Source organism: Streptomyces sp. NPDC048415 (genome assembly GCF_040651675.1).
In the GTDB taxonomy this organism is placed as follows: Bacteria; Actinomycetota; Actinomycetes; order Streptomycetales; family Streptomycetaceae; genus Streptomyces.
This window is the reverse complement of sequence record NZ_JBEZKJ010000022.1, coordinates 43,087-55,585: the sequence shown is the minus strand read 5'-3', so window position 1 is coordinate 55,585 and position 12,499 is coordinate 43,087. Positions and strand designations below refer to the sequence as shown.

12 protein-coding genes are annotated in these 12,499 nt (G+C 72.1%); 6 read left to right on the top strand and 6 right to left on the bottom strand.

The window, feature by feature from the left end; all coding sequences use genetic code 11:
* Positions 1-94: 94 nt before the first annotated feature.
* From AB0D27_RS17120 to AB0D27_RS17100, 5 genes are all read left to right on the top strand, one after another.
* On the top strand, positions 95-943 hold the full coding sequence (locus AB0D27_RS17120) for a transporter substrate-binding domain-containing protein (RefSeq protein WP_362508615.1): 849 nt from the start codon (positions 95-97) through the stop codon (positions 941-943).
* Complete coding sequence (locus AB0D27_RS17115) at positions 940-1,773, top strand: amino acid ABC transporter permease (protein WP_362508612.1); 834 nt, start codon at positions 940-942, stop codon at positions 1,771-1,773. The genes AB0D27_RS17120 and AB0D27_RS17115 overlap by 4 nt, the downstream gene beginning before the upstream one ends.
* On the top strand, positions 1,770-2,576 hold the full coding sequence (locus tag AB0D27_RS17110) for an amino acid ABC transporter ATP-binding protein (RefSeq protein WP_362508609.1): 807 nt from the start codon (positions 1,770-1,772) through the stop codon (positions 2,574-2,576). The genes AB0D27_RS17115 and AB0D27_RS17110 overlap by 4 nt, the downstream gene beginning before the upstream one ends.
* A gap of 33 nt (positions 2,577-2,609) precedes the next feature.
* On the top strand, positions 2,610-3,701 hold the full coding sequence (locus AB0D27_RS17105) for an amidohydrolase family protein (protein ID WP_362508607.1): 1,092 nt from the start codon (positions 2,610-2,612) through the stop codon (positions 3,699-3,701).
* 247 nt (positions 3,702-3,948) lie between these two features.
* Entirely contained in the window at positions 3,949-4,827 is an 879-nt protein-coding gene (locus AB0D27_RS17100) for an SCO1860 family LAETG-anchored protein (protein ID WP_362508604.1), read from the top strand.
* 222 nt (positions 4,828-5,049) lie between these two features.
* Here the strand turns inward: AB0D27_RS17100 and cobC are convergent, their stop codons facing one another.
* The 6 genes from cobC to cobM are packed head-to-tail and all read right to left on the bottom strand — an operon-like array spanning position 5,050 to position 11,559.
* On the bottom strand, positions 5,050-6,207 hold the full coding sequence (gene cobC / locus AB0D27_RS17095) for an Rv2231c family pyridoxal phosphate-dependent protein CobC (RefSeq protein WP_362508601.1): 1,158 nt from the start codon (positions 6,205-6,207) through the stop codon (positions 5,050-5,052).
* The gene (locus tag AB0D27_RS17090) at positions 6,197-7,129 is read right to left on the bottom strand and encodes a sirohydrochlorin chelatase (RefSeq protein ID WP_362508598.1); all 933 of its coding nucleotides are present in this window, start codon (positions 7,127-7,129) and stop codon (positions 6,197-6,199) included. Before AB0D27_RS17090 ends, cobC begins: the two co-directional genes overlap by 11 nt.
* The gene (locus tag AB0D27_RS17085; RefSeq protein ID WP_362508595.1) at positions 7,126-7,755 is read right to left on the bottom strand and encodes a precorrin-8X methylmutase; all 630 of its coding nucleotides are present in this window, start codon (positions 7,753-7,755) and stop codon (positions 7,126-7,128) included. Before AB0D27_RS17085 ends, AB0D27_RS17090 begins: the two co-directional genes overlap by 4 nt.
* A complete protein-coding gene (cobJ, locus tag AB0D27_RS17080) occupies positions 7,752-9,491 on the bottom strand; it encodes a precorrin-3B C(17)-methyltransferase (protein ID WP_362508592.1) in 1,740 nt (579 codons plus the stop codon). The genes AB0D27_RS17085 and cobJ overlap by 4 nt, the downstream gene beginning before the upstream one ends.
* Positions 9,488-10,738 carry a precorrin-6y C5,15-methyltransferase (decarboxylating) subunit CbiE gene (gene cbiE / locus AB0D27_RS17075; RefSeq protein ID WP_362508589.1) on the bottom strand — a complete coding sequence of 417 codons (1,251 nt, stop codon included), beginning with the start codon at positions 10,736-10,738 and terminating at the stop codon, positions 9,488-9,490. Before cbiE ends, cobJ begins: the two co-directional genes overlap by 4 nt.
* On the bottom strand, positions 10,735-11,559 hold the full coding sequence (cobM, locus tag AB0D27_RS17070; RefSeq protein WP_362508586.1) for a precorrin-4 C(11)-methyltransferase: 825 nt from the start codon (positions 11,557-11,559) through the stop codon (positions 10,735-10,737). Before cobM ends, cbiE begins: the two co-directional genes overlap by 4 nt.
* Before the next feature lie 153 nt (positions 11,560-11,712).
* Here cobM and AB0D27_RS17065 point away from each other — a divergent pair, with 153 nt between their 5' ends.
* Positions 11,713-12,498, top strand: coding sequence for a ZIP family metal transporter (locus tag AB0D27_RS17065; protein WP_362508583.1), 786 nt, complete (start codon positions 11,713-11,715; stop codon positions 12,496-12,498).
* The last annotated feature ends 1 nt before the right edge of the window (position 12,499 follow it).

The window sequence follows — 12,499 nt, the reverse complement described above, 5'->3', positions numbered from 1 at the left end:
GAGGCCGACCGGCCCGGTAGCCATCGGATTGATTTGAGCAACTCAAACCTTTCCTTATAATCGGAACCCTCAGTTCCCCCACAGGGAGGTCCCCGTGAACTCGGTCCTCGGACGCCGGTCCCGCATTCTGGCCGCCACCACCGCGACGGCCGGGCTGCTGCTCGTGGCCGGCTGTTCCTCGGACAGCGGAGGGGGCAAGGCCACCGCCAAGGGGGTTCCCCTGGTCAAGGCGGGCCAGCTCACGACGTGCACCCACCTCCCGTACCCGCCCTTCCAGTCGGAGATCAACGGCAAGGTGCAGGGCTTCGACGTCTCGCTCATCGACCTGGTCGCGGGGAACCTCGGCGTGAAGCAGGACATCGTCGACACGCCCTTCGAGAACTTCAAGACGGGCGCGTTCCTCAACTCCGAGCAGTGCGACCTCGCCGCGGCCGGCATGACGATCACCGCGGAGCGCAAGAAGAACGTCGACTTCTCCGACCCGTACTTCGACGCGACGCAGGCCGTCCTGGTCGACAAGAAGAGCGGTATCAACTCGCTCGCCGACGTGAAGGCCAAGGGCAAGAAGCTCGGCGCCCAGGCGCAGACGACCGGCGAGGACTACGCGAAGAGCAAGGGCTTCGACCCGGTCTCCTTCGAGTCCTCCGACGCGGTCCTGAGCGGTCTGCGTTCCGGCCAGGTGCAGGCCGTCATCATCGACTACCCGGTCGTGCAGGGCTGGCTCAAGGACAAGGCCAAGGCCGACGCCTTCAAGGTGGTCGACAACCTCAACACCGGTGAGCAGTACGGCTTCACGGTGAAGAAGGGCAACACCAAGCTCCTCGCCGCGATCAACAAGGCGATCAAGGACGCGAAGGCCGACGGCACGTACAAGAAGCTCTACGAGAAGTGGATCGGCCCGTACCACGCGTCCGCGGCCTCCGCCTCCCCGTCCGCCTCATGACTGAGGCCGACGCACCAGTACAGCCCCGCAAGTCTGGCCTGACCCGGCGTCAGAAGCGCGCGCTCTCACGCGGCGCGCAGTACGCCGTCTTCGTCGCCGCCGTGATCGCCTTCGCCGTCACGGCCGACTGGGGACGGCTGAAGAACCAGTTCGCGCAGTGGGACCTGGCCCGGCAGATGTTCCCGGAAGTCATCACGCTGGCGCTGAAGAACACCGTGCTCTACACGATGTCCGGCTTCGTCGTCGGCCTCGTGCTCGGCATGGTCATCGCCCTGATGCGGCTGTCCCCGGTGGGCCCCTACCGCTGGGTCGCCGGCATCTACATCGAGATCTTCCGGGGACTGCCCGCCCTGCTGATCTTCGTCTTCGTCGGCGTTGCCGTGCCGTTGGCGTTCCCGGGCACGGAGATCCCGGGCGGCACCTACGGGAAGGTGGCGCTGGCGCTCGGCCTGGTGTCGGCCGCCTATATGGCCGAGACGATCCGCGCGGGCATCCAGGCGGTGCCCAAGGGGCAGATGGAGGCGGCCCGTTCGCTGGGCTTCTCGCACGCGCGGGCCATGGTCTCCATCGTCATCCCGCAGGCGTTCCGCATCGTGATCCCGCCGCTCACCAACGAACTCGTGCTCCTCTTCAAGGACTCCTCGCTGGTGCTGTTCCTCGGTGTCACGCTGGAGGAGCGCGAACTCACCAAGTTCGGGCGCGACTTGGCGAGCCAGACCGCCAACTCCACGCCGATCCTGGTCGCGGGCCTGTGCTATCTGCTGGTCACGGTGCCGCTCGGGTTCGTCGTCCGCCGCCTGGAGGCCAAGGCCGGGGAGGCCACCAAGTGAGCACGCCAGAGATCGAAGTCCGGGGCCTGCACAAGTCCTTCGGCGACAACGAGGTGCTGCGGGGTATCGACCTGGAGATCAACCAGGGCGAAGTCGTCTGCGTGATCGGCCCTTCGGGGTCCGGCAAGTCGACCCTTCTGCGGTGCGTGAACCTCCTGGAGGAACCCACCAAGGGCCAGGTCTTCGTCGGCGGTACGGAGGTCACGCACCCCGACGTCGACATCGACGCCGTACGCCGCCGGATCGGTATGGTCTTCCAGCAGTTCAACCTCTTCCCGCACCTGTCGGTGACCGAGAACCTCACGCTGCCGCAGCGCCGGGTGCTGGGACGGGACAAGGCGGAAGCGGCCCGGGTCGCCGCCGAGAACCTGGAGCGGGTGGGCCTGGCCGAGAAGGCCGACGCGTATCCCTCCTCGCTCTCGGGCGGCCAGCAGCAGCGTGTGGCCATCGCCCGCGCGCTCGCCATGGGCCCCGAGGTGATGCTCTTCGACGAGCCGACCTCCGCACTCGACCCCGAGCTCGTCGGCGACGTACTGGCCGTCATGCGGATGCTCGCCGACGAGGGCATGACGATGATGGTCGTCACCCACGAGATGACCTTCGCGCGCGAGGTCGCCGACCGGGTCGTCTTCATGGACGGCGGCGTGATCGTCGAGCACGGCACCCCCGCGCAGGTCATCGGCAACCCGCGTCACGAGCGCACCCGGCACTTCCTGTCCCGGCTGCTCGACCCCGCGATGGCGGACGTCGAGGAGGAGAGCTCGGACCAGGTGGGCGGCAAGGGGGACCAGGGTCCGGATTAAGGTGCGGGGCCCGCGCGTCCTAAAGTGCGTTTCATGAGCGATCGCGCGGTACTGCACGTGAAGGGGCGGGTGCTCGTCGGGCCCGACGACGTCCGGGACGAACTCTGGGTCGTCGGCGGGAGGATCTCGTACGAGCGTCCCGTTGGCGCCCCTGACATCCGCACCGTCGAGGGCTGGGCGCTGCCCGGTCTCGTGGACGCGCACTGCCACGTCGGCCTCGACACCCACGGACCCGTCCCCGACGACGTCTCCGAGAAGCAGGCGCTCACCGACCGTGACGCGGGAACCCTCCTCATCCGGGACGCGGGCTCGCCCTCCGACACCCGCTGGATCGACGACCGCGAGGACCTCCCGAAGATCATCCGGGCGGGCCGGCACATCGCGCGCACCCGCCGCTACATCCGTAACTACGCGTGGGAGGTCGAACCGGACGACCTCGTCGCGTATGTCGCCCAGGAGGCCCGGCGCGGCGACGGCTGGGTCAAGCTGGTGGGCGACTGGCTCGACCGCGGCACGGGCGACCTGAGCGCCTGCTGGCCCCGGGGCGCCGTCGAGGCCGCGATCGCAGAGGCCCACCGGCTGGGCGCCCGCGTCACGGCGCACTGTTTCGCCGAGGACTCCCTGCGGGACCTGGTCGAGGCGGGCATCGACTGCGTCGAGCACGCGACGGGCCTGACGGAGGAGACGATCCCCCTGTTCGCCGAGCGCGGGGTCGCGATCGTTCCCACGCTGGTGAACATCGCCATCTTCCCGCAGCTCGCGGCCGGCGGTGACGCCAAGTTCCCGCAGTGGTCCGCGCACATGCGGAGGCTGCACGAACGCCGCTACGACACCGTGCGCGCCGCATACGACGCCGGGATCCCCGTCTACGTCGGCACCGACGCGGGCGGCACCCTCGCGCACGGGCTGGCCGCCGGCGAGGTCGCCGAACTCGTCACCGCGGGCATCCCGCCCCTCGAGGCGCTCTCGGCCGCCACGTGGGCCGCGCGGCGGTGGCTCGGGCGGCCCGGGCTCGACGAGGGGGCGCCCGCGGACCTCGTGGTGTACGACGGGGATCCGCGCGCGGATGTACGGGTGCTCGCCGCTCCGCGACGGGTGGTGCTGAACGGGCGGATCGTCGGGTAGTTGACGCGGCGTGACGAGCCGGCCGAGCGGCTCGTTATGCACTTTCCCGTGCTCTCCGGAGTGTTGACCGGCGTGTTCGCGTCGGGGCAGTTGACCGGGTGACGGCAGGGAACACCCGTGCCTCAAGGGTCGAAGACATGTGCGAAAACGCCACGTTGGAGTGAAGTCTCGTCAGGCTGCTGACTGTTCACTCTCCGTGCGTAATTCTTTCGGGGTCCCAAGCTTTTCTCTTATGGGGGTCCCACCCTTGAACCGCAATAACTTCCGTATGCCCGCACGCCGTTTCGCCGCCACGGCGGCCGCCACCGCCCTCGCCGCCGGTCCTGCGGCGCTGGCCGGCGCGGGCTCCGCCCACGCGACCGCTGACCACGGTCGCGCGAGCGCCGTCGTGCTCCGCACCGGGCTCGACGTGTCCCTGCTCAACAAGACCGTGAACGTTCCGCTCACGGTCTCCCTCAACGAGGTCCAGGCGCCGCGGAGCGCCCAGAAGACCGCGCTCGCCGCCCAGTTGGACGGGGTCGACGGGGGGCGTCCGTTCAGCGTGCTGAGCGCGGACGTGGCCACCGCGAAGGCCACGGTCTCCGCCGGGAAGGCCGAGGGCTCCACCCGTCTCGCGCACGCGACGGTCCATGTCCCCGGGCTGCCGCTGCTGTCTCTCATCGAGGTCGGCGCGGTGACCTCGAAGGCGACGTGCGAGGCCGGGAAGAAGCCCGTCGCCACCGCGAACCTTCTCGGCGGTGTCACCGTGTTCGGCAAGAAGGTGACCCTCTCCGCGGGCGGGCCTACGGAGGTGACGGTGCCGGGGGTCGGTGAGGTCCGCCTGGACCTCTCCAGGACGCGGACCACGTCCCGTACGGCGGCGGCGTCCGCGCTCGAACTCACGGTGTCCGTCAACCCGTTGAAGCTGAATGTGGCGGAGGTGGAGGGGACTGTGACGCTGGCGGGGGCGACGTGTGAGTCTCCGGTGGATCCGGTGTCCGATGTGCGGCCTCAAGGTGCCCCTGCGGCGGCGGACCTCGCTGAGACCGGGGGCGGTTCTCTGACGCCCTACATCGCGGGCGGCGCTGTCGCGTTGCTCGCGGCGGGTGGGGGAGCGGTCGCGCTGGCCCGGCGGCGCCGGGGCTGACCAAGGGCTTCTTTCGCCCCCGCCGCCCCTACCCTCCCCCACTCTCGGCTTCGCTCGAGCGGGGGGACCCCCACCGTACCTGGGGGGCTCCGCCCCCCCAGACCCCCCGTATCGCGCTTCGCGCTCGTCCTCAAACGCCGGACGGGCTGAATCCGGGTTGGGGGGCGGAGCCCCCAAGGACGGGACGGGTAGGGGCGGAGGGGGCGAGAAACCGCCTGGTCCTCAGCCCCCCACCACCGTCACGGCCCGATCGAACGCCTGCAAGAACCGGTTGACCGTGGACCGGTCGCGTACCGCCACCCGCAGCCACTCCTCATCGAGGCCGGGGAAGGTGTCCCCGCGGCGCACGGCGAAGCCGAGGTCGCGCAGGTGGCGGCGTACGGCGGCCGCGTGGGGCAGCCGGACGAGCACGAACGGCCCCTCCGCCGGCTCCACGACCGACACCCCGTCGGGGGCGAACTCCCGAAGCCCCGCCAGAAGGTGGGCCCGGTCCGCCGCCACCCGGTGCGCCGCATGCGCGGCCTCCGCGAGCGCCCGGGACGACACACACGCCTCGGCCGCCACCAGCGCGGGCGTGGACACGGGCCAGAGAGGCTGCGCCCGCTCGAGCGCCGTGATCGTCTCGGGTGAGGCGAGAACGTAGCCGATACGGAGCCCCGCCAGGCCCCACGTCTTCGTGAGGCTGCGCAGCACCACGAGACCGGGCACGTCCGTCCGCCCGGCAAGAGCTTCCCGCTCACCGGGCACCGCGTCCATGAACGCCTCGTCGACCACCAACAACCGGCCCGGCCGGGCGAGTTGGACGATCGAGGCGGCCGGGTGCAGCACCGACGTCGGATTGGTCGGATTCCCGATCACGACGAGGTCGGCGTCCTCGGGGACGGACGACGGGTCCAGCCGGAAGCCGTCCGAGGGCCGCAGCAGGACGCGGCCCACCGTATGCCCCGCGTCCCGCAACGCCGCCTCCGGCTCGGTGAACTGCGGGTGCACGACGACCGGTTGACGGGCCTTCAGGGCGCGGGCGAGCAGGACGAAGGCCTCGGCCGCGCCCGCCGTGAGCAGGACGCGCTCCACCGGCAGCCCGTGCCGCGTCGCCACCGCGGCCCGCGCGTCGCGCCCGTCAGGATAAGCCGCGAGCCCGGTCAGCGACGTGGCGATCCGCTCCCGCAGCCACGCGGGAGGCGTGTCCACGCGGACGTTCACCGCGAGATCGGTGAGCGCGGAGCCGTCGTCGCGCACCTCGGCGTCACCGTGATGGCGCAGATCGTGCGCGCCGCCCGCGTGCGCTCTGCCGTCGAGAGCGCCGCCCTCGCTCGCAGCGCCGCCCGCGTGCGCTCCGCCGTTGAGAGCGCCGCTCTCGCCCGCCCCCTCAGTGCGCATGGGAGTGGGAGTGCCCGTGAGAGCTGTGGTGTCCGTGGTGGTGGTGATCGTCGTCGTCCGGGTGGAAGTGCGGCTGCTGGGGGAGCCCCACCTTGTCCTCGAACCCGGGCAGGGCGATCCGGTAGACACAGGAGTCGCAGTTCATCCGCAGGTCACCCTTGACGGCTTCCTGGTAGCGCTCCATGACCAGGTCGAGCAGCTCGGGCTCGGGGCCGATGACGTCGGCGGACCGCACCTCGACGTCCGGGTGAGCGGCCGCCCAGCCCTCGGTCTGCTGGCGTACCCGGTCCGGGAGGATGCCCGTGAAGAGGAAGTAGGGGAGCACGACGATGCGGCGCGCGCCCAGCTTCACACAGCGGTCCAGGCCCGACGGCACGTCCGGCGCCGCCAGCGACACGAAGGCCGTCTCGACGCCCGCGTACCCCCGGCCCTCCCAGAGCAGCCGTGCCGCCTTGTGGACCTCGGCGTTGGCGTCCGGGTCGGTGGAGCCGCGTCCGACGAGCAGCACGGTCACATCGGCCCGGTCCTCCGGGGTGCGGGCGGTGCCGCCGAGGACCTCGTCGAGCCGCCGTTCCAGGACGGTCAGCAGCGACGGGTGCGGGCCCAGCGGACGCCCATACGTGTACGAGATTCCGGGGTGCCGTTCCTTCTCGCGGGCCAGCGCAGCTGGAATGTCACCCTTGGCGTGCCCGGCGGACACCAGCATCAGCGGTACGGCGGCGAAACGCCGTACCCCCTGCTCGACCAGTTCGCTCACGGCGTCACCGAGCGGCGGCGGCGACAGCTCGATGAACCCGCCCGCGACCGGCAGTTCGGGGTGACGGCGCCCCAACTCCCCTACGAAGTCACGGAAAGCCTCGGCTCCGGCCTCGTCCCGGGTGCCGTGTCCGGCGATGAGCAGGGCGGGGGCAGGGGTGGTCACGATGTCTCCTTGACGAACGGTGAGGCCTGGGCGGCCTCCGGAACAGGGTGGTACAGCAGGGCGTTGAGCGCGGCGGCGGCGACCGCCGAACCGCCCTTCTCCGACACGTTGCTGACGGCGGGCAGCCCGCTGTCGCGGAGCGCGGCCTTGGACTCGGCGGCACCGACGAAACCGACGGGCAGACCGATGACGAGCGCCGGATCGGCGTCCAGCCTCAGCAACTCCTCCAGGGCGGTCGGCGCACAGCCGATCACCCACAGCGCGCCGGGCCCGACATCCTCGTACGCGAGCCGGATCGCATGCGCCGAACGGGTCAGGCCGGGGCCCGACTTGGCGTCCTTGAGGCGGCAGACGGTGTCGCGGCGGGTGATCCCCGCCGCGACCATTTCCACGTCCGCCACGACGGGCGCCCCGGCGTGCAGCGCGGTGTGTGCCCGGCGCAGGGTGTCCTCGTCGGTGACGAGGTCCGTCGCGTACTCCAGATCGGCCGCGGAGTGGATCACCCGCTCCACGACCGCGCGCGTCAGCGGCGGGAAATGCGAGGTGTCCAGGCGGGCGCGCAGCCGCCGGAAGGACTCCTGCTCGATAGGGTGCACGACCCGGGCCCCGGGGAACACCTGGCTCACTTGGCCTCCTCCTGCCAGCGGTAGCCGCGCGGCGTCACCATGCGCCCGGCGATCTCTCGGGTCGCCGTGTTGCCCACGGTCACGACGGTCATCATGTCCACCGTCGCCGGATCGAGTCCCGCGAGGGTGCTGAGACGGCTGGATTCGTCCGGCCGCGAGGCGTTGCGTACGACACCCACCGGCGTCGTCGGCTCCCGGTGCTCGGCGAGGACCGCGAGCGCCTTCGGAAGCTGCCAGTCCCGGCCCCGGCTGCGCGGGTTGTAGAACGTGACCACGATGTCCGCCTCGGCGGCGGCCCGTACGCGGCGCTCGATGACCTCCCACGGGGTGTGGAGGTCGGACAGGCTGATCGACACATGGTCGTGGCCGAGCGGCGCGCCCAGGATCGCGCCGGCCGCGAGCGCGGCGGTCACCCCGGGCACCCCCACCACGTCGATGTCGTCGGACGCCTCGGCCAGCGCGGGCGACGCCATCGCGTACACCCCCGCGTCCCCGCTGCCGATCAGCGCGACGGCCTGCCCGCGCCGGGCCTCGGCCACCGCCGTCCGTGCCCGCTCCTCCTCGGCGCCGAGCCCCGACTCCAGGATCCGGGTGCCGGGCCGCAGCAGATCGCGGATCTGGTCGACGTACTGGTCGAGCCCGACGAGCACGGAGGCCCGCCGCAGCTCCTCCTTGGCGCGCGGAGTGAGCAGATCGCGCGCGCCGGGCCCCAGGCCCACCACGGCGAGCCGCCCGCGCGCCGCCCGCCGCACCACCGCGCAGGTCGCCATCGCGGGCTGCCCGTCCGCACGCGCCGACTTCCGCTTGGGGACGAGGAGTTCACCTCCCCCTACGAGGGCCGCCGCCTCCGCGACGGACGGCGTTCCGACGGCGGCGAGCGGCGCGTCCGACGGGTTCGGCACGTCGACCTCCGCCAACTCCTCGGCGGTGTACGTCACCACGGGCACCCCGAGCCGCTCGGCCGCCGCGACGATGCCGGGCTCCGCGGCCTTGGCGTCGACGGTGGCCAGCTCGGCGACGGACCTGGCGGAGAGACCGGCGTCGCGGAGAGTCTCTTCGACCAGTCCGAGGATCTCGTCGGCGGGCGCACCCTTCGAGGCGCCGACGCCGACGACGAGGGAGGGGGGCCGGAGCACGACTTCCCGCACCGAGGGTTCAAGGACGCGGTCGGTGAGGCGGATACGGTACGCCTGTGGGCCATCACCCCGCGCGATGGGCACAGCCGTCGGCGCCGGATTCGCGATATTGGGCGGCAGGGCAGGAAGAGGCCACCTCAACTCCGCGTCCAGCGCCACGGGTTCCCCGTCCAGCATGGCCCGGGAAACCCCCGCGACATCCCCCTCCACGGGGAACCCGAGCGTGTCCAGCCCCGGCACCCCCACGGAGTCGGTCGCAGTGGTCACCACAGGCTCGGCCCCCAGCAACTCGCCCACCTCGCGGGCGAGTTCGTTCGCGCCGCCGGCATGCCCGCCCACGAGGGAAACAGCGAACCGGCCGCCCTCGTCGACGCACACGACCCCGGGGTCGGTCCCCTTGTCGGACAGCAGCGGCGCGACGAGCCGTACCACCGCGCCCGTGGCGAGGAAGCACACCACCTGCTCGCACTCCGCGAACGCGGCCCGCACGGCGTCCCCGACGGACGGTCCGTCGTACACACGGGCACGTGTGGACCACGCCGCGGCCAGCCGGTCACGGGCCGCCGCGCCCGCCGCCGTGGCGGAAATCAGGCCGATCACTGGGGGACTCCTTCGGTACGGGCCGGAGGCCGGACGCCCCACAGCAGAAAAACCGGATTGGTGGCCGCGAGCCGGGTGACGCCACCCGGCAGCGGCGAGAGCCGGGACGACTGCAGCAGGACGCCGTCGCAGTCGAACCCGGCACCGGTGAGCGCGTCCCGGGCGGCCGGCACCCGGTCCAGCGCGGCCATGGCGACCACGACGGCACGCCGGGCCCGCCGCGCGCAGACCGTGACGATCGCGGGCAGCTCACGTCCGCCGCCGCCGATGAACACCGCGTCCGGGTCGTCCAGATCGGAGAGCACCGTGGGCGCGGCCCCGTGCACGACCCGGACGTCCACGCCGTGCGCCTCGGCGTTGGCACGGATCCGCTCGACCCCGTCCCGCGTCTTCTCGATCGCGGTGACGGCGGCGCCGAACCGCGCGCACTCGACGGCGACGGACCCGGAGCCCGCGCCGACGTCCCAGATCAGTTCGCCCAGGCGGGGCCCGATCCGGGCCAGTGCAAGCGCCCGTACCTCGAACTTGCTGATCATCGAGTCGCGATGTGTGAACTCGCCTTCGTCCAGGGCCCATTGGGTGGGACCCGGCTGCGGCCCGGCGACGGTCCGCACGGGGGCGAGGGCACGTGACTCGTCCAGGCACAGGACGACGCTCACCGCCGTACCCCAGTCCCGGACGGCGGCCTCGGCGGGGCTGACCCGCTCCACGCGCTCGTGCTCGGGGTCGCCGAGGGCGCTCGCCACGACGAGGACGCGGTCGCCGCAGCGGTAGGCGAGGGCGGCACCCAACTCGGCGGGCCCGGAGCCGGGGCCGGTCAGCACGGCCACCTTCGGGTGCGCCCGGCAGACGTTCAGCGCGCTGCGCAGGTCACGCCCGTGCGCACTGACCACCACCGCGTCGTCCCAGGGCAGCCCGAGCCGCGCGAAGGCGGTGGCGACGGACGACACGCCGGGGCGGACGTCCAGCCGCTGTGCCCCGAACCGCTCGGCCAGCGCCCGCACGATCCCGAAGAACCCGGGGTCGCCGGAGGCCAGCACGACGACCCGGCCGTCCTTCTCCACGTACCGCTCGATCGTGTCGAGGGCGGGCGCGAGAGGTCCGAGGACGACCTGTTCGGCTCCCTCCGGCAGTCGCGCCGCCGCCAGATGGCGCCGGGCGCCGACGACGAGTCCGGCCTCCGCCAGAGCGGAGGCCGCGTCCGGCGGCAGCGGCGCCCCCGTCCCCGTACCGACGACGGTGATCACGACGGACTGCCCTTCCGCGCCGCACGCAGCTCCGCGCGCGCCCGCGGGTCGGCCTTGCGGAAACCGTGGAAGTGACCGGGGTGGTAGAGGTGCGAGCGCGTGCCGCTCGCGTCGAGCGCCGGGCCGACCAGGAAGAGCGTGTGCTTCCAGAGCTTGTGTTCCTTGACCGTCTCCTCGAGCGTCTCGATCGTGCACCTCACGATCAGCTCCTCCGGCCAGGTCGCCTGATAGGCGACCACGACCGGCGTGGACGTCGGATAGCCGCCCTCCAGCAACTCCCGCACCAGCTGCCCGCTGCGCGCGGCGGACAGGAACAGCGCCATGGTCGTGCCGTGCCGCGCGAACTCGCGGACCTCCTCACCGGGCGGCATCGGCGTCTTGCCGCCGCCGAGCCGGGTGAGGATCACCGACTGCGCGACCTCGGGGATCGTCAGCTCGCGCTGCGCCAGCGCGGCCACGGCGGAGAACGACGAGACGCCCGGGATGATCTCGGTCTCGACCCCGATGTCCGTACACCGGTCGAGCTGTTCCTGGGTGCCGCCCCACAGCGCGGGATCGCCGGAGTGGATACGGGCGACCTTCAGGCCGTGCCGCGAAGCCCGCTCGTACACGGCCACGACGTCCTCGAGGGACATCGTCGCGGAATCCAGGATTTCCGCGCCCTCGCGCGCGTGGTCGAGGACCTCCGCCTGCACCAGGCTGGCCGCCCAGATCACGACGTCGGCCTCGGCGATGGCACGCGCGGCGCGGAACGTCAGCAGGTCGGCGGCGCCGGGCCCTGCCCCGACGAAGGTCACCTTGCCGGTGGGGGCATCGGCCATGGGAATCGGTCCTCTCCTACGAAAACTCGAGTGCTGCGAGAGCCGGTACGCGCGTGGGGCAGGGAGCCGCTACGCGCGTGCGGCGAAGAATCAGTACGCGCGGCGTCGTCGACAGACGTGCGCGAACGAGGGCTGATCGGATAGCAAGGGCGTATGGCGGTCCTCGTCGCGCTCGGCGCGTTCCTGATGACGTTGGCCGGCGGCTGGACGGCACAGCGCGTGACCGACCGCCGCCACCTGGTGCTGGGCCTGGCCGGCGGCCTGATGCTGGGCGTGGTCGGCCTGGACCTGCTGCCGGAGGCCCTGCACGCGGCGGGTACCGAGGTCTTCGGCGTACCCGCCGCGCTTTTGCTGTTCGTGGCCGGGTTTCTGCTGGCCCATCTGGTGGAACGGCTGCTGGCCGCCCGCCAGGCCGCGCACGGCGGCGAGGAGCACTTTGAGACCGGCACAGCAGCGCGAAGCGCTTCGACGAGGGGTGGTGGCCGGGAGACGGGCGGGCGCGCGCCCGAGGTGGGCCTGACGGCCGCCGCCGCGATGGTCGGCCACAGTGCGATGGACGGCGTCGCGATCGGCGCCGCCTTCCAGGTCGGCGGCAGCATGGGCCTGGCGGTCGCGCTCGCGGTGATCGCCCATGACTTCGCGGACGGCTTCAACACGTACACGATCACGAGCCTGTACGGGAACGCCCGCCGCAAGGCGGTCGCGATGCTGGTCGCCGACGCCGCGGCCCCCGTGATCGGCGCGGCCTCCACGCTCTTCTTCACCCTGCCTGAACAACCGCTCGGCGGCTATCTCGGCCTCTTCGGCGGCGTACTGCTGTACCTCGCCGCCGCCGAGATCCTCCCCGAGGCGCATCACGAGCACCCGGCCCGCTCGACCCTGCTGTGCACGGTCGCGGGTGTGGGCTTCGTCTGGCTGGTGGTCGGCCTCGCCGCATGAC